This is a genomic window from Acinetobacter sp. 3657 (assembly GCF_031456775.1).
GTDB lineage: Bacteria > Pseudomonadota > Gammaproteobacteria > Pseudomonadales > Moraxellaceae > Acinetobacter.
This window is the reverse complement of the sequence record NZ_JAVDVH010000005.1, coordinates 168,926-186,416: the sequence shown is the minus strand read 5'-3', so window position 1 is coordinate 186,416 and position 17,491 is coordinate 168,926. Positions and strand designations below refer to the sequence as shown.

The window sequence follows — 17,491 nt, the reverse complement described above, 5'->3', positions numbered from 1 at the left end:
CCTTGTGATTAGGAATTAGAAAAAATGGAACAACTGTCTAAGCGTCATATTGTTTTAACAGGACTCGTTGCACTTACGAGTAGTTGGGTAAATGCTGCTCAAGTCAACCTGTATACCACAAGAGAACCTGTTTTGATTCAACCGCTCTTACAAGAATTTAGCGAGAAAACAGGTGTTAAGGTGAATACTGTTTTCATCAAAGATGGTTTACTCGAACGTGTTAAAGCAGAAGGTCGTCGCTCTCCTGCCGATGTCATGCTTACGGTTGATTTTGGTAATTTAGTCGATATCGTTGAAAGTGGTTTAACTCAACGTGTCAACTCAAAAGTTCTCGATCGTGCTATTCCAGGGAATTTACGTGCTGCAAATGGACACTGGTATGCTTTATCTATGCGAGCACGTGCCGTATATGCCTCTAAAGATCGTACCCCGCTCACCGCAATCAACTATGAAGATTTAGCCGATCCAAAGTGGAAAGGTAAAATTTGTATTCGTTCAGGTAGCCATTCATATAACACCAGCTTAATTGCAGCCTACATCACCCACCATGGTGAAAAAGCCACTGAACAATGGCTGCGTGGCGTAAAAGCGAATTTGGCGCGTCCAGCAAGTGGTGGTGACCGTGATGTTGCACGAGACATCCTTGGCAAGATTTGTGATATCGGTGTAGCTAACACCTATTATGTCGGTACGATGCGCACAGGTGATGCCGAACAACAACGTTGGGGCAATGCCATTAATGTGGTATTACCACGTTTTAAAAATGGTGGTACGCATATCAACGTTTCAGGTGCAGTAGTCGCAAAACATGCGCCGAACCGTAAAGAAGCGGTTCAACTGCTTGAGTTTTTAGCATCAGATCATGCCCAAGCAATTTATGCGCAAAGTGGTTTTGAATACCCAGTAAAAGCTGGCGTTAAAATTGATCCGATTATTGCCAGCTTCGGTAAACTTGAAGTCGACAAAATTCGACTCAGTGATATTGCACGTCATCGTAAAACAGCCAATCTTTTAGTCGATAAAGTTCAATTTAATCACTAAATCTTGTCCGACTGACAGGCGGCAAGTGACTTGTCGCCTGTTTAGCTACCCAGTTGAACTTTCCTCCCTTTCCGTATACTCAAACCCTCGACGATGAAAAAAAAATATACCTTTAATTTATTATTTTCACTCAGTGGGCTATTGACGCTGTTGGCCTGTTTACCTGTATTGGCGTTGATCGTAACGGCATTACAAGGCAATAGTGATATTTGGGAACATCTGATTCGTTATGTCCTCCCACCGACACTAATCGATACGACGTTATTACTTCTTGGCGTAGGGATACTCACGATCTTGATCGGAACAGGCAGTGCATGGTTAGTTACGGCTTATCAATTTCGAGGGCGAGCCTTTTTAGACTGGGCGCTATTGTTGCCCCTCGCAGTACCCACTTATATTATTGCCTATAGCTATATTGATATCTTACATCCGATTGGGCCATTACAAAGCGTACTTGGTGGCTGGTTTGGCTGGGAAGCACAACCTGCATGGTTTCCCAATATTCGCTCGGTTTGGGGCTGTATTTTTTTATTAAGTTTTGTGTTGTATCCCTATGTCTATTTAAGTACACGTGCCATGTTTCTCATGCAATCAGCCAGTCTGGTTGAAGTTGCACGTAGCCTGGGATTGAAACCAAACCAAGTTTTTTTACGTGTCGCCATTCCCCTTGCACGCCCCGCGATCGCAGTCGGTGCGAGTTTGGCCTTAATGGAAACCATTAATGATATCGGTGCGACTGAATTTTTAGGTGTAAAAACACTGACCCTGTCGATCTATTCAACATGGACCAACCAATCTGATTTGGCCAGTGCCGCTCAAATTGCGATCTTCATGTTAATGATCATTACCTTATTGGTGGTCGTAGAACGACTGGGACGACGTAAACAACGTTATATGAACTCAGCCCAACGCAGCCGACTGATGCCTGCTCAAGCTGTCACAGGAAGCAAAGCGCTGTTATTCTTCGGACTTGGTTTGATTCCGATTTGTATCGGCTTTCTGATTCCAATCAGTCATTTATTGGTCGAATCTTATAAGCGCCTTCAATATGCGGGTTTTTCAGATTATTTATTACAAGCCTCAATCAATACACTTAGCTTGGCAAGTCTTGCAACTTTGATCACGATTTTTATTGGTTTCTTGATCGTCAGTGCTGCTCGCTTTAGCCAAAACACATGGTTTAGTCGGATCTCTAGCTTGGGTTATGCGATTCCGGGTACGGTGCTTGCGATTGGGTTAATGTTATCTTTAGGAAAAATCGACCATGCGGTCGCGGACTTTCTTGAATTCAAACTTGGGATAAACACTGGTTTATTATTTTTAGGTACTACGTTCACCCTCATCTATGCCTACTGTGTTCGTTTCCTTGCGATCGCAATTGGTGGAATCGAATCTGGCTATAATCGTATTCATGGGGTCTTTGATGATGCCGCACAGAACTTAGGACAAAATAAGTTTGGTATCTTATGGCGAGTTCATCTGCCCCTGTTACGTCCAGCGATCATCTCAGCAGCATTATTGATCTTTGTTGACTGTATGAAAGAGTTGCCTGCTACCTTATTGCTTAGACCGCTCAATATGGAAACACTCGCCACCCAACTCTATGCTGAAGCCTCAAGAGGTACTTATGAAGATGGTGCTATCGCTGCGCTCTTGATTGTGTTGGTGGGACTGATTCCAGTGATTTTACTGGCACGTATGGGCAAAAATATTCAACAACATAAATAGTCCAAAAACTTTAGGCATTAAAAAAGACTTCTGATTGAGAAGTCTTTTTTAATGCTAACAAAGCAATATCTGGATTAGTAAATCGCCATATGGTTACGATGGATCATTTCCAATGAACGTGCCTCACCTAAGAGTTGATGCACTTTATCAGAACTCAGCCCTTTAACCATATCTGCTGAACGAGAACTGAAATTCACACGCCCAACCGCGATGCGCTGTCCTTTCTGATCAACACACTCAACCACGTCACCACGATCAAAATGCCCCTCAATCGCTTTTACACCAACAGGCAATAAACTGCGATGCTTGAGTTTGATTGCTTCAACCGCACCCGCATCAATCACCAGACGCCCTGCAGTTTGCAAATGTGCAGCTAACCATTTTTTGTTTGCAGTGACACGATCATTATCAGTGGTGAACAAAGTACCTAACATTTCACCAGCCATCAAACGTGCAAGTACATGTTCACTTTCGCCACTGGCAATCAATGTTGGACAACCTGAACGTGCAGCCAAACGTGCAGCACGAACTTTGGTTACCATACCACCACGACCAAATACACCACCACCGCCTGCCATTTCAAACAAACTGTCATCCAGTGCACGCACAGCAGAAAAGAGCTTGGCATTTGGATTACTACGTGGATCCGAGTCAAACATGCCTTGTTGATCAGTCAAAATAATCAACAACTCAGCCTGAACCTGACCTGCTACCATTGCAGCCAAGGTATCATTATCACCAAAACGAATTTCGTCTGTAGATACCGTATCGTTTTCATTAATTACGGGAATCACACGCCAATCAATCAAGTTTTGCAATGCATCACAAGAATTGAGATAACGGCGACGGTCTGCGAGATCATCATGCGTGAGTAAAACTTGCGCCGTTTTGATTCCATGTTGATCCAATACGTTTGACCATGTATGAATCAAGCCCATTTGACCAATGGCAGCACATGCTTGCAAACTAGGGAGATCAGTGGGTCGATTCGCAAATTTCATGCGTACCATCCCCTCTGCGACTGCACCTGACGACACGAGTATAATTTCATGTCCTGCATTGTGTAGATCTGCAATTTGTTTCGCCCAATGCGAAATTGCATTTAAATCTAAACCTTGCCCATTTGCAGTGAGTAAAGATGATCCGATTTTAACAACGATTCGTTTACACGTATTGAGCTGACGTTGCATATCGACCACTTCTATCATTTTTCCCTCAATTTGTTTCCCCCCAAATTGCGACGAAAGCATCGCAAAAAGAGGAACTAAAAAAGCCTAGTCACGAATGTAGACGCTTTCTACATCACTGTCGTCTTCATCGTCATCAAAGTCTTCATCATCGCTCTCTAGACCAGCTAAACGCTGTGCTCTACGCATCTCACGATAAGCTTCTTTTGCTGCGATGGTTTGTTCACGTGTCTCAACTTCAAGCTGCTCACGAAAGGCTTTAACTTCTGCTGCATACTCAGGATCTTCAACTTCGCGTTCACGTTGTTGTTCGATTTGATCCATGAGGTAATAAACGACTTCTTTGGTGCCTTCAGCAAGTAAGCCAGATGTTTTGAACACTGGTCCTGTCCATTGCAATTCATCTAAGATGTGTTGACACCACTCTTCTCTTGAATCTTCTGCAATTTGATCAAGCTTGTTCAATACAAGAACAACTGGAAGCTTAGCCAAGGTTGGTGAGAACTTCACTAACTCAGCCGAAATCGCTTTGGCATTATATGCTGGATCAGAACCATCAATCGGCTCTACATCAACGATATGTAAGAGAATACGAGTACGCGCTAAGTGTTTAAGGAAGCGAATCCCTAAGCCAGCGCCTTCTGCCGCACCTTCGATCAATCCTGGAATATCAGCCATTACAAATGAGCGATGACGATCGGCATCGACCACGCCTAAATTAGGCACCATCGTGGTAAATGGATAATCTGCAACTTTTGGTTTTGCAGCACTGACCGCACGAATAAAGGTTGATTTACCTGCATTCGGCATACCCAGTAAGCCAACATCCGCAAGTACTTTTAACTCTAAACGAACTTCGCGATATTCGCCTTTAATACCTGTCGTACATTTACGTGGTGCACGGTTGGTTGATGATTTAAAGTGCGTATTACCTAGACCGCCATCACCACCATGAGCAACTTTAACGCGCTGACCATCAGCCACTAAGTCACCAATAATGTCACCAGATTCTGTATCAACAATCGTGGTACCGACTGGAACTTTTAATATAACGTCTTCACCGCCACGCCCTGAACAGTTCGCACCCGAACCATTTTTGCCACGTTCTGCACGATAGCGACGTGTATAACGGAAGTCTACAAGTGTGCTGGTATCATCATCGGCTTGGATATAAATACTTCCACCACGTCCCCCATCTCCACCATCTGGACCACCAAAAGGGACAAATTTTTCACGGCGAAAACTAGCTACGCCATTGCCACCGTCGCCAGCCTCTACGATTATGACTGCTTCATCAACAAAGCGCATGCGCCAATCCTCTAAATTCTATAAAACGGGATATTTTGCCACATTTTCGTAAATTACTCGAATATTAAAATCAGCAAATGCCCTTATAGACTGCAAAAAAGCGTGATTTCGCTCTTTTAAGGTCTTACATTCTTCAATGGCACGTCCATTTGCATCTCTAAATTTGCTTTCGTCTCTTGGACGGCGTTAAACATGGTTGCATTGAACGATGAAATCGAATTCATATCGATGGTATCGTTGATATAAAAACTTGGATTGAATTGATGTTTAATCGGTAAATTGATTGATTCATCAAAAGCAAAATAAACAGGTCCGTCAAATACGATTTTCACAGGGATGGTATAAGCACGCTTCAACTGAAATGGAATATCTAACTTTACGGGGATATCTAGTTTTAAAGGAAATTTGGGCAGGAGCTTCTTTTGGTAAATTAGATCCGTTGTCGTCTCGATTGGCATCACCTGATCGACTTTGAGTGTGGTTTCATAATCAATATTCACTGTAATCGGCGTTTCCACTTCAAAACGCAGATCTGCTAAGTATTTTCCCTGCAAAGGTAACTGCAAAGTACGATCCATCACTAAGGTACTCTTTAACTCCCCCTCAGATCTGACTCGTAGGTGATCACCGACCTGAATCTTGGTCGAAAGTGACTCAGGCAACCGAATATCTGCTTGCTGCGCGGACACCATGACTGATGCTTGAATATTGAGATAGAACCAAAACAAGATCGCAACCAAGGTGGTTAAAATGACAAAACTGATCAACACACTTTTAAATGATTTAAGCATCAGCATCACTCACCTGCTTTCGCATCTTTTTTATTTAGACTCGCATCAACAGACTGAGATTGCACGCGATCCAAATACATACTCGATAGCGGAATCTTAAGTTCACCCTGCGCAATTTTGACAGGCAAAGTATTTTTTACATCAACAGAGGCATTGAGTTCTGAAGTAATCGGGACATTTAATTTTCCTTGAATTGGAATATTGGCATTGAGTTGTGTTTTTAATGGAATATTTAAATTCTCTTTTAAAACTGTTTTTACGGGCGCATCAAACTTTAAATGTACGTTTTGCTGTAACGGCACTTGGATATTAATCGGCACATCCAGTTGCAAAGGAATCGTTCCTTTTAAAGGCAAAGTCACATCTTTACCCAGAATTTTGACCTGTACTTTTGTATCTATCGGTAAGTTTTGATTGACCTTAATCACTTCTTGAACTGGAATCATGGTGCTAATCGGAACTGAACTATCGAAATAAACACGTGGTGTGAGTGTCTGAGTTAAAGCAACATTCAATTGCTCATTAATTGGAATTTGCGCATCGACACGTCCATTCACTTCGACATCTAAAGCATCTTTCACTTTAACCCGAACTTGTAAAGGTTCTTGTAAATCAATCGCGACTTTTTGATCTTTCAATGGAATATTGATATTAAAGTGTTTAAACACCCACATCGCGATATAGACACCACACAAGTTGGCAATAATAATCAAAGCAAAAACTGCAAACAAACGCTTAAACTGCAACAATGAAGTATTCCTAACTAATCAATTCCCTTTCTCATTATTCTCAACGATTTTTGTGTTTTAATCTGCTTGTATTCTGTACAGTCAATAAAAAACCCAGTCGAAACTGGGTTTTAATTTTTAACCTAAAAACAAATTATGCATTTGTTTCAGCAGGAATTTTTGTATAGTTTACGCCACACATTTGTTCTGCAATACGTAACACTTGGCAGCTATAGCCAACTTCGTTATCGTACCAAACATAAGCAGTTAAACGAGTACCAGAGGTAATTGTTGCTTGCGCATCAAACACACCCGCAGTACGTGAACCAATAAAGTCACTTGATACCACTTCACTTGAGTTGGTATAGCCAATTTGACCTTGTAAACTAGAGTTAATCGAGATTTGACGAATGTATTCGTTCACTTCTTCACGATCAACTTCTTTCTCTAAGTTCAAGTTCAAGATCGCAAGAGAAACGTTTGGTGTTGGAACACGAACAGAGTTACCTGTTAACTTACCTTTCAATGCAGGTAGAGCTTTAGCAACAGCTTTCGCAGCACCTGTTTCAGTGATGACCATGTTCAAAGTTGCAGCACGACCACGACGATCAGCTTTATGGTAGTTATCAATCAAGTTCTGGTCATTTGTGAATGAGTGAACTGTTTCAACATGACCATTTAATACTTTGTACTTGTCATCTAAAACTTTTAATACAGGTGTAATTGCGTTAGTGGTACAGCTTGCAGCAGAGATGATTTTGTCTTCATCTAAAATATCAGTGTGGTTTACACCAAATACCACGTTTTTCATTTCGCCTTTACTTGGCGCAGTCAATACAACACGCGCAACGCCTGCACATTTCAAGTGTTGGCTCAGGCCTTCAGCATCACGCCATTTACCTGTATTGTCGATTAAAAGTGCATTATTGATGCCATAAGCGGTGTAGTCTACTTCGCTTGGGCTTGATGCATAAATCACTTTAATGAAGTTACCATTGGCAATGATTGCTTCATTTTCTTCATCAACAGAGATCGTTCCAGCAAAAGTACCGTGGATAGAATCACGACGTAACAATGAAGCACGTTTTGCCAAGTCACCATCAGATGATTTACGTACAACGATTGCTTTAAGGCTTAAACCACGACCTAAACCTGATTGGCTGATGATTAAACGAGCCAAGATACGACCAATACGACCGAAACCGTATAGCACCACATCTTTAGGTTGTTCAGAAGTTGCCTTACCTTCGATTGATGACACTGCTTTTGCAACAAAAGCGTCTACATCACCACCTTCATTTTTATATTCAACAGCAAGTTTACCGATATCAACTTCAGCAGAACCAATGTTTTGAACTTTCATTAACGCTTCCAAGATTGGGAAGGTATTGACAACTGAAAGCTCAACATCAAGCATACGTGTACGACGATGTGATTTTAAGATCTGGATTACTGAACGGTTTATTAAAGAACGACCGTAAACAGAAACAACAATATTCTTCTCACGGTATAATTGACCAATCAACGCAATCATGTGTTCCGCGATTTCTTCACGGTTTTTCCAACGGCCTTGATGTTCTGCGTGTAGGGCAACGATAGTGTCTTTGCTCACAGTTACGTCCTCTAATTTAATATCTATACTGGGCGTGAATTTTAAAAACGCCTAATTGTAATAGAATTATCATCAAGATTGAATCAAAAGCTGCTCAAGTTGTTGAGATTTTGTCGCAATCAGCCATAAATTCATAAAATACCTATAATTATTTTTGTGATTTTAGGTAAAAATCTTTTTCAATCATCGTAATAGCCGTGATCCATTTTAAAGCAATCCCTGTTCATTGGTCGTCATCTAAGCGTTTTGGGTACTGTTTTAAATTAAGTTCCAAATGTTGCTTTCGTTTTCTCTGTTGCAATAAATGTACAGCACCTTCGATCACTAAAACCAGTACAGCCAACCAAATTGGAATATAAGTGAACCATTCCTCTGCGCCGATTTTCTCTCCGAGCAACAAGGAAACAAGTGCTAAAAGCACTGGTTCTAAATATCCCAATAAACCAAAAATAATCAGTGGCAGATAACGACTTGCTAAAATAAAGCTTCCCAAACCAATTGCACTTAAGCATCCAAGCCCCATGATGATCGCAATGAGAACTGGCGCATCAAAAAACTTGAGATACGGCGTATTCCCTGTTTGAGTAAGGAAAATTGCAATAGGAAGAATCAGCAATAAATCCCACCAAAAACCACCTAAATTATCCGTTTGAATTTTTTTACGGATCACAAAATACGCGGTATAACCAATCGCGACGAGTGCAGTTTCCCATGCAATGCTGCCCAAGCGCCAAAACTCATGTCCCACACCAAACATCGCCAAAGCAACTGCGACACATTGAAACTTGGACAGCTTCTCGCCATACAGCACACTTCCGACCAAAACCAAGATCAGCGGCAATAAGAAATAGCCCAATGAAACTTGCAAACCACGACCATGCATTGGTCCCCATAGGAATAACCACAGTTGCACTGAAGTGAGTAATGAGGTCGTCATTAGAAACAATAACAAACTTGGCTTTGCCATAATCCGTTTAAATATGGTTTTGATATGAATCAAATCGCCACTTAACCACATGAACAAGGTTAAAAATGGCAAAGTCGCAATGATACGCCAGCCAAAAGTTTGCTCGCTATCAAATGCGCCTAATACTTTGGTGTAAAAAAATAAAACACCAAAGGTTACAGAGGCCAAAACTGAGTAAATAATACCTTTGAGCATTTTGACCTCTATCTAGGCTAGAAAAAATCGCTAGCGAATGCATGATTTATCCACTATATGCAAATAAAAAAACCATGCAAGCATGGTTTTTAGAGAATATAGCTTATTTAACGATATTCAGGATAAATCACATCACCAATATCATAACCAACCGTTTTGGCATAATTCAGATATTCATGAATAATTTCTTTATTCGGTGTTGGAGTCCGCGAAAGTACCCATAAATATTTGCGGCGTGGTTCACCGACCAATACAGTCTGATACTCTTCATCTAGTTTTAGAATCCAATAATCACCACGCCCAACTGGAATCCAACGTACACCTTCAGGTAAAAAACTAACACGCAATTTGCTGTTAAATGGCGCGTTTGCGACAAAGGCTTCGCCTAAACTTTGCTGTAAATTTCCATCGATATCGTAGCATTTGTTATCTACCACGATATTGCCATTTTCGTTCACTGTATATGTAGCAGAGATGTTATAAGCGCACTTACGCTCAAAAAACATCGGTTTACGTGCAACCTCATACCAAATACCCAAATACTTATCTAATTCTACTTTTTCAACGGCAGGCAAAGGCTTTGATTGAGCATAAGCGTATGTCCCGATAGCCAACCCAGTCAGGACTACGCCACCAATTGCAATTTTTGCTAAACGCCAACTCGATTTTGGGAAATTTGTAATCAATGGCATGATAAATCCTCAAAACAGAAATTTGTTATAAATAGTCATATAGTTAGCTTATTAAGCTAGCCTATTTTATAAACAAAAACTGTTGAGAAATGTATCACTATTGAGAATTTCTCTCCTATATTACGATTGCAGCATATATGCTTTTAAGCGCACGATTTCATCACGTAACCTTGCTGCCTGTTCAAACTGTAACTCTTTAGAGGCTTTGAGCATCTCCTTCTCAAGTTTACCGATCTGCTTCGCAAACAATTTTGGATCCGATAAAAGGTGTTGTTCATCAGCACTGATTGCTTGCGCTTGATCAAGCACTTTGTCATCGATTTCATCATCAGTTAACACTTCGCCTGAATCAATTTCTTTGGTTGTCTGGCGCACGGTACTGCGTGGCGTAATACCATGCAATAGATTAAATTCAACTTGTTTCGCACGGCGTCGATCTGTTTCATCTATGGCTTTGCGCATCGAATCAGTAATACGGTCCGCATATAAGATTGCTTTGCCTTTGACATTCCGTGCTGCACGCCCAATGGTCTGAATCAATGATCGTTCTGAGCGTAAGAAACCTTCTTTATCGGCGTCCAAAATCGCCACCAAAGAAACTTCTGGCATGTCCAAACCTTCACGTAATAAATTGATCCCGATCAGAACATCGTGTACCCCTGTTCTGAGATCATGAATAATTTTAACGCGTTCAACCGTATCGATGTCCGAGTGCAAATACGCGACTTTGACGCCATACTCTTTCAAATATGACGTTAAATCTTCGGCCATCCGTTTGGTCAATGTCGTCACCAGCACGCGTTCATTCAAATGCTTACGCAGATTAATTTCAGATAAAACATCATCAACTTGAGTTAGTACAGGACGCACTTCAATTTCAGGATCAATCAAACCCGTTGGACGTACCACTTGCTCAACGATCTGTTCAGATTTTTCCATTTCATAGCGTGCAGGGGTTGCACTGACATAAACAGTCGTCGGTACAATTCGTTCCCACTCTTCAAACTTCATCGGACGATTGTCCAGTGCACTCGGCAAGCGAAAACCATAATTCACCAAGTTTTCTTTACGTGAACGATCGCCTTTATACATCGCACCAATCTGAGGAACAGTGACATGCGATTCATCAATAATCAACAAAGCATCTTCAGGAATATAATCAAAGAGTGTCGGCGGTGCTTCACCCGATGGACGCCCTGAAAGATGACGTGAATAGTTTTCAATGCCATTGGTATAGCCCAATTGCTGCATCATTTCCAAATCATAACGCGTACGTTGCTCGATGCGTTGGGCTTCAAGCAGTTTGTCGTGTTCACGGAAAAACTTAAGTTGATCTTGCAACTCATCTCTGATGGTATCAATCGCACGGGTTAAATGATCTTTTGGCGTAACATAATGGCTTTTTGGATAAATCGTAACTCGCGGAACTTTGCGTACCAATTTTCCAGTTAAAGGATCAAACCAACGGATCGAATCAACTTCATCATCAAACAACTCAACGCGAATCGCATCCTGATCTGATTCCGCAGGGAAAATATCAATAATTTCACCGCGAATACGATATGTACCACGCAAAAACTCTAGTTCATTACGGGTATATTGCATCTCAACCAGACGACGGATAATGTCATCACGACCGATTCGATCACCTTGTACAATATGTAACAACATCTGCATATAAGCATTTGGATCACCCAAACCATAAATCGCAGAAACCGATGCCACAATAATCGCATCTCGACGTTCTAATAATGCACGTGTTGCCGAGAGACGCATTTGATCAATGTGATCATTAATGGCTGAATCTTTTTCAATAAATGTATCTGATGACGGTACATAGGCTTCGGGTTGATAGTAATCATAATAACTAACGAAATACTCAACCGCATTGTTGGGGAAAAATGATTTGAACTCACCATAAAGCTGAGCTGCAAGGGTTTTATTATGTGCCATGACAATAGTTGGACGTTGGGTTTGGGCAATCACATTTGCCATGGTGTAGGTTTTACCTGAACCTGTAACGCCCAGTAGCAGTTGATTACGAAAACCTTGTTCAATGCCACTGACCAATTTCTCAATCGCCTGTGGTTGATCGCCTGCAGGTTGATAATTGGTGACTAATTCAAATGGTTGGCCAGTCTCTTGCATATTCTTCATCTTGCTACGCTCTTATCGTTTTATGATATTGAGGTTAATCTTACAGATACAACCCCAAATCCCAGTGAGACGAAAAACTTCTAAAATTTTCAACCAATGACATATTCATCTTGACCAATAATTCAGCCATTACTTGTTTAATTTTTTGCTAAATCATCCCACCGTACGTCAGATTTTTAGCCGAATTATCATTAAAAACTAAAATATAAATACGATCTAATAAGTTGATCTAACAAAATAATTTCAAATAAAAGAGACATACATCACACTATCATTAAATTAATGTTACAAATTACCGATTTACCCGCTGTTTGATCAGCTTATGATCTTAAGAACAATAAGTATCACAATATTCTTAGAATGAGAAATGATGTAAGCATGGAGGCTTCATTTGAAAATGCAATATAAATTCATTGTCATCACGACTTCAGTTCTGACAGCGATCGCTTTTGCTGCAACCTACCAAATCCCACCACAACAACCTAAAAAGCTTGCAACCCACAATGTCATCGATCATGAGCTGCTGAAAATAAAGGCTCAGCAGATATTAAAATCCGTTGAGACAGTCGACAAAACCAAAACACCAATTGTTCCGCCACCGCTTGCGCAAAGGGATTACATCATTGTATTCAAGGATAGCTTGGGGGCATCTACACTACCTCAGCTCATTCACAACCAGTACAACGGTCAAATAAGACATACCTATCATAAAGCCATTCAGGGAATTGCTATCCGTATTCCTGAAGTTGCCAGCAGCGCTTTTTTAAAAGCAATGCAACAACACCCCCTAGTGAACTACATTGAAGAAGACACAATCATTCAAGTGAATGCCACACAAACAAATCCATCATGGGGACTCGACCGTATTGACCAAAGATCTTTGCCGTTAGATAAAAGTTATCGCTATGGCCAAACTGGTGTAGGTATAAATCTTTATGTACTTGATACAGGTATTTTAGCGAGTCATCAAGAGTTTACAGGACGAGTAAAAAAAGGCTTTTCTACAATTTCCGACTTCAATGGGACCAATGACTGTAACGGGCATGGGACTTTTGTGGCTGGACTTGCAGGTGGAACAACCTATGGTGTTGCCAAAAATATCAATTTAATTCCTGTCCGTATCGTCGGATGCACAGGCACAGGTCTTATGAGTAATATGATTGCAGGCATTGATTGGATACTCAAAAATGGGCAAAAACCAGCCGTGGTCAATATGTCGATTGGTGCACCTGCATACGCGCCATTAGATACCGCTATTAGCAACTTATACGACCAAGGTTTTGTCCCCGTTGTCGCTGCTGGAAATTCTAATACCAATGCCTGTGATCTTTCACCTGCACGTGCAGCAAAGGCAATTACAGTTGCAGCGACAGACAATACCGATACCCGTGCGAGTTATTCCAACTATGGCGCATGCGTCGATATTTTCGCGCCAGGTAGTGCTGTCTCGTCTGCTTGGAACAGAAGTAATAGTTCAGTTGCGACAGGTAATGGAACATCGATGGCTGCACCGCATGTTGCAGGTGCTGCTGCACTTTTATTAGAACAAAACCCAAATGCCACAGCTAAAATGATCATTGACCAACTACTTACATCAGCAACACCAAATGTCGTCAAAAACACTTCTGGCAGCCCCAATCGTTTACTCTTTAGTTCAACCACAACAGCCTCGGCATATACCACCACACCGACCTTAGTCACTCAGCCCTCTACAACCACCATTGCCCATGTCAAACAATTGATCGGATACACCACACGTAATTGGCTTTTTGGTACTTGGCGAGCAAATGTCAGCATTGGTGTTGTTGACCAGAATAATAAAGCAGTGAGCAATGCAACCGTCACAGGTGCTTTCACTGTTGGCGCATCATCTGTCAGTTGTATCACCAATAGTCTAGGTGAATGTCAGTTGAATAGCGGAACACTCGCACGTCATGTAACAAGCACCACATTTAACGTGAGTAATATCACCGGCACAAATTTAACTTACGCTGCGGCGAACAACACTGTGAGTCAGATTACTTTGACCCCTTGAAATCACTTGACCCACCCGTGAAACACCTGCAACATGGGCTTATACTCTTCTTTGAATGATAAAAAATATGTCTTACCAATACCATGATGAAAGCATCGTAACCGAACTTCCAGAAGATACTGTCTTTGTTTTTGGCAGTAATCTTGCTGGTCAACATGACAGTGGCGCAGCGCGTATTGCTGCACAACATTTTGCAGCAGTCAAAGGTGTTGGACGTGGTTGGGCAGGTCAAAGTTTTGCTATTCCAACATTGAATGAACATATTCAGCAAATGCCACTTTCACAAATTGAGCATTATGTGAATGATTTTAAAATCTATGCCGAAAATCATCCCAAAACAAAGTATTTTTTGACCGCACTCGGTTGTGGAATTGCGGGCTATAAAGTGTCAGAAATTGCACCTTTATTTAAAGGGATTCATTCCAATGTTATTTTCCCAGAATCATTCCGTCCCTACATTGAAGAAGATGCCGTTTCACAATTTCCAAACTTAACGGCAGAGATGGTCCATGCCTTTATCACCGATGATGTCATTTTCTATTTCAATCACGGCCATGAATCCTTTACTGAAGCTTTAGATAAAACCCAATTATCTCCTGCCGAAAAAGCCATTGCCTTAATTGTTCTGAATGAAGAACTATACCCACGTGATCGTTATGGACGTGGACGCGAACATGAAATCAACGATATTTTAGGAAAGTTAAATGGAAAAATTTTCCATTTTCAAAATAACACCGAAGGCGCGATGATATTTGTCAGTGTGATTATTGCGCTGATGGAACTTTATGACATAGATGAACAAGACTTCATCAAACTTTGGCGTGGCGAACTTGAGATTCAGCACCCAATTAATCGTACTTAAAATAAAAAAGCCAATCATATAATGATTGGCTTTTTTCTAACGTTTCCCCATCGAGCGACGAGTACCACGCGGTGGCATCCACGTTCGATCTGCGTATTGTTCAGGCTTTGGACGTACCTGATTATGCACAGCACTCTCAGAATCATCCAGTGCCGATGGCATCGGGAAAGGTAATTTGACCAAAGCTTTTTTGGCTTTTGGTTGTTGATCACTCATTGAAATTCTCTCGAAATCAAAATTTCTAACCGCTATTGTAATAGATTTTTTATGATGATGATAAAAATAAAATATGAAAAAAATGAGAACCAAACCAACACTTACAATTTGGTAACTTTTTATACGATTAAGGCAGGTTTCAACCACAACCATTTCTATTTAAGCTAAGATAACATGCTTTTTTATTTTTTAATCCCATAAGAAGGAATAATGCCGTGGACGTACGTCTCTCTGATCGTGTCAATGCCATCAAACCATCTCCTACACTTGCAGTTACCAACAAAGCTGCTGAGCTTAAAGCTGCTGGTAAAAACGTGATTGGTTTAGGTGCAGGCGAACCAGACTTTGATACCCCTCAACATATCAAAGATGCTGCAATTGAAGCGATTAATAACGGCTTTACGAAATATACGGCTGTAGATGGTACTCCTAGCCTAAAGAAAGCAATTATTGCAAAATTAAAACGTGACAATAATTTAGATTATCAAGCTAACCAAATTTTGGTGTCTTGTGGTGGTAAGCAAAGCTTCTTTAACTTGGCACTCGCTTTGTTAAACAAAGGCGATGAAGTGATCATCCCTGCACCTTTTTGGGTAAGCTACCCAGATATGGTGATTATTGCGGAAGGTACACCTGTGATCGTCAAATGTGGTGAAGAACAACGCTTCAAAATCACCCCTGAACAATTAGAAGCAGCCATTACTGCAAACACTCGTTTAGTGGTCTTAAATAGTCCATCTAACCCAACAGGCATGATCTACACGAAAGCTGAATTAGAAGCTTTGGCTGAAGTTCTTCGTCGTCATCCACATGTTTATGTCGCTTCTGACGATATGTATGAACCGATTCGTTGGGAAGATGAGTTCTATAATATTGCGACTGTCGCGCCTGATTTATATGACCGTACCATTGTATTAAATGGTGTATCGAAAGCCTATGCAATGACAGGCTGGCGTATTGGTTATGCAGCGGGCCCAGCAAAAATTATTGGTGCAATGAAAAAGATCCAATCACAATCAACGTCTAACCCGACATCGATTTCCCAAGTTGCTGCTGAAGCGGCATTGAATGGTTCACAAGATGTTCTTAAGCCGATGATTGAAGCATTCAAACGTCGTCACGACTTAGTGGTAAATGGCTTGAATGAAATCAATGGTATTTCTTGCTTAACTGCAGATGGCGCATTCTATGCTTACGCTAATATTCGCCCTTTAATTCGTGCCAAAGGTCTAAAATCTTGCACAGAATTTTCTGAATGGTTACTCGAAGAAACTGGCGTTGCTGTTGTTCCTGGCGACGCATTTGGTTTAGGTGGCTTTATGCGTATTTCTTATGCAACGGCTGACGAAGTTTTAGTTGATGCGCTTGCACGTATCAAACAAGCAGCAGATTCAATTGATGGTGTAGATGCAGCGATTGCATCAATTGAAGCAGAAAAAACTGCTAAATAATCACCCTTTCCGCTTTAAAAAAGGAAACTTCTCAATGGAGTTTCCTTTTTTATTATCCAATCAAATCCCTAATTCTGATCCGAAGATTCAGCATTAAATAAAGCAACGACATCAGCTTCGGTCAATTTCTTGGTTGAGTTTTCGAAAGCATAAAACTCAGGTTTGCAATCAATGTAGATTTCCATATCCAAGTTTAAGTCTTTCGGCTGTTCATTCAGTGAGAATACATTGATATTGCAGTAATTCTGGTCTTTAGTCCGCCAGAACAAAGTTGTACCACAAACATTACAAAAACCACGCTCACCCCAAGCAGATGAGTTGTAAACCGAAAGGTAATCTTGCTTAAGAAATTTTAGACTTCCCTGCTCAACATCAATCGTCATGATTACACCACTGGTCTGTCTACGGCAGATTGAACAATGGCAGACATGCACATCATGATTTTTTAATTCAACTTCAAAAGTGGTTTCACCACAAACACATTGTCCATTCATTATAAATTCACCTTACTTTTAAATTAT

At 41.0% G+C, this 17,491-nt stretch carries 15 protein-coding genes; 5 read left to right on the top strand and 10 right to left on the bottom strand.

The features are described from left to right. The first annotated feature begins 24 nt into the window (after positions 1–24). Both J2Y37_RS08010 and J2Y37_RS08005 read left to right on the top strand, forming a co-directional pair. A complete protein-coding gene (locus J2Y37_RS08010) occupies positions 25–1,041 on the top strand; it encodes an extracellular solute-binding protein (RefSeq protein ID WP_005195889.1) in 1,017 nt (338 codons plus the stop codon). A 93-nt stretch (positions 1,042–1,134) separates the two neighbouring features. After that, positions 1,135–2,769 (top strand): iron ABC transporter permease, encoded by a 1,635-nt coding sequence (locus tag J2Y37_RS08005; protein WP_349032482.1) that lies wholly within the window; start codon positions 1,135–1,137, stop codon positions 2,767–2,769. 74 nt (positions 2,770–2,843) lie between these two features. Here J2Y37_RS08005 and proB read toward each other — a convergent pair whose 3' ends face one another. The 8 genes from proB to uvrB form a co-directional block, all read right to left on the bottom strand. Beyond that, on the bottom strand, positions 2,844–3,977 hold the full coding sequence (gene proB, locus J2Y37_RS08000) for a glutamate 5-kinase (RefSeq protein ID WP_004668826.1): 1,134 nt from the start codon (positions 3,975–3,977) through the stop codon (positions 2,844–2,846). Positions 3,978–4,043: 66 nt separating this feature from the next. Beyond that, positions 4,044–5,264, bottom strand: a complete 1,221-nt coding sequence (cgtA, locus tag J2Y37_RS07995; protein WP_004668828.1) for an Obg family GTPase CgtA — start codon at positions 5,262–5,264, stop codon at positions 4,044–4,046. Between the two features lie 116 nt (positions 5,265–5,380). Then, complete coding sequence (locus tag J2Y37_RS07990; protein ID WP_004668830.1) at positions 5,381–6,061, bottom strand: hypothetical protein; 681 nt, start codon at positions 6,059–6,061, stop codon at positions 5,381–5,383. After that, entirely contained in the window at positions 6,061–6,804 is a 744-nt protein-coding gene (locus J2Y37_RS07985; RefSeq protein ID WP_121928422.1) for an MFS transporter, read from the bottom strand. Before J2Y37_RS07985 ends, J2Y37_RS07990 begins: the two co-directional genes overlap by 1 nt. Before the next feature lie 133 nt (positions 6,805–6,937). Continuing rightward, positions 6,938–8,395 (bottom strand): glyceraldehyde-3-phosphate dehydrogenase, encoded by a 1,458-nt coding sequence (locus J2Y37_RS07980; RefSeq protein WP_005195884.1) that lies wholly within the window; start codon positions 8,393–8,395, stop codon positions 6,938–6,940. A 223-nt stretch (positions 8,396–8,618) separates the two neighbouring features. Continuing rightward, positions 8,619–9,557, bottom strand: a complete 939-nt coding sequence (rarD, locus tag J2Y37_RS07975) for an EamA family transporter RarD (protein ID WP_349032481.1) — start codon at positions 9,555–9,557, stop codon at positions 8,619–8,621. Between the two features lie 107 nt (positions 9,558–9,664). Continuing rightward, on the bottom strand, positions 9,665–10,249 hold the full coding sequence (locus J2Y37_RS07970) for a lipocalin family protein (RefSeq protein ID WP_349032480.1): 585 nt from the start codon (positions 10,247–10,249) through the stop codon (positions 9,665–9,667). 120 nt (positions 10,250–10,369) lie between these two features. Beyond that, complete coding sequence (uvrB, locus tag J2Y37_RS07965; RefSeq protein ID WP_349032479.1) at positions 10,370–12,406, bottom strand: excinuclease ABC subunit UvrB; 2,037 nt, start codon at positions 12,404–12,406, stop codon at positions 10,370–10,372. Positions 12,407–12,803: 397 nt separating this feature from the next. On the opposite strand from uvrB, the gene J2Y37_RS07960 reads away from it, so the two are divergent. Further along, positions 12,804–14,441: a S8 family serine peptidase gene (locus J2Y37_RS07960; RefSeq protein ID WP_349032478.1), complete on the top strand. Its 1,638-nt coding sequence runs from the start codon at positions 12,804–12,806 to the stop codon at positions 14,439–14,441. 67 nt (positions 14,442–14,508) lie between these two features. Next, the gene (locus J2Y37_RS07955) at positions 14,509–15,303 is read left to right on the top strand and encodes a hypothetical protein (protein ID WP_349032477.1); all 795 of its coding nucleotides are present in this window, start codon (positions 14,509–14,511) and stop codon (positions 15,301–15,303) included. A gap of 36 nt (positions 15,304–15,339) precedes the next feature. Here J2Y37_RS07955 and J2Y37_RS07950 read toward each other — a convergent pair whose 3' ends face one another. Further along, on the bottom strand, positions 15,340–15,519 hold the full coding sequence (locus J2Y37_RS07950) for a hypothetical protein (RefSeq protein WP_004668838.1): 180 nt from the start codon (positions 15,517–15,519) through the stop codon (positions 15,340–15,342). A 215-nt stretch (positions 15,520–15,734) separates the two neighbouring features. On the opposite strand from J2Y37_RS07950, the gene J2Y37_RS07945 reads away from it, so the two are divergent. Then, positions 15,735–16,970 (top strand): pyridoxal phosphate-dependent aminotransferase, encoded by a 1,236-nt coding sequence (locus J2Y37_RS07945; protein ID WP_349032476.1) that lies wholly within the window; start codon positions 15,735–15,737, stop codon positions 16,968–16,970. A 68-nt stretch (positions 16,971–17,038) separates the two neighbouring features. On the opposite strand, the gene J2Y37_RS07940 is transcribed toward J2Y37_RS07945, so the two are convergent. Next, positions 17,039–17,464 carry a GFA family protein gene (locus J2Y37_RS07940; protein WP_349032475.1) on the bottom strand — a complete coding sequence of 142 codons (426 nt, stop codon included), beginning with the start codon at positions 17,462–17,464 and terminating at the stop codon, positions 17,039–17,041. Between the last annotated feature and the right edge of the window lie 27 nt (positions 17,465–17,491).

What these genes read in the sequence shown, in the direction of transcription:
- J2Y37_RS08010 (WP_005195889.1), top strand. Translation starts at nt 25, where the DNA reads ATGGAACAACTGTCTAAGCGTCATATTGTTTTAACAGGACTCGTTGCA.
- J2Y37_RS08005 (WP_349032482.1), top strand. Translation starts at nt 1,135, where the DNA reads ATGAAAAAAAAATATACCTTTAATTTATTATTTTCACTCAGTGGGCTA.
- proB (WP_004668826.1), bottom strand. Translation starts at nt 3,977, where the DNA reads ATGATAGAAGTGGTCGATATGCAACGTCAGCTCAATACGTGTAAACGA.
- cgtA (WP_004668828.1), bottom strand. Translation starts at nt 5,264, where the DNA reads ATGCGCTTTGTTGATGAAGCAGTCATAATCGTAGAGGCTGGCGACGGT.
- J2Y37_RS07990 (WP_004668830.1), bottom strand. Translation starts at nt 6,061, where the DNA reads ATGCTGATGCTTAAATCATTTAAAAGTGTGTTGATCAGTTTTGTCATT.
- rarD (WP_349032481.1), bottom strand. Translation starts at nt 9,557, where the DNA reads ATGCTCAAAGGTATTATTTACTCAGTTTTGGCCTCTGTAACCTTTGGT.
- J2Y37_RS07970 (WP_349032480.1), bottom strand. Translation starts at nt 10,249, where the DNA reads ATGCCATTGATTACAAATTTCCCAAAATCGAGTTGGCGTTTAGCAAAA.
- uvrB (WP_349032479.1), bottom strand. Translation starts at nt 12,406, where the DNA reads ATGAAGAATATGCAAGAGACTGGCCAACCATTTGAATTAGTCACCAAT.
- J2Y37_RS07960 (WP_349032478.1), top strand. Translation starts at nt 12,804, where the DNA reads ATGCAATATAAATTCATTGTCATCACGACTTCAGTTCTGACAGCGATC.
- J2Y37_RS07955 (WP_349032477.1), top strand. Translation starts at nt 14,509, where the DNA reads ATGTCTTACCAATACCATGATGAAAGCATCGTAACCGAACTTCCAGAA.
- J2Y37_RS07950 (WP_004668838.1), bottom strand. Translation starts at nt 15,519, where the DNA reads ATGAGTGATCAACAACCAAAAGCCAAAAAAGCTTTGGTCAAATTACCT.
- J2Y37_RS07940 (WP_349032475.1), bottom strand. Translation starts at nt 17,464, where the DNA reads ATGAATGGACAATGTGTTTGTGGTGAAACCACTTTTGAAGTTGAATTA.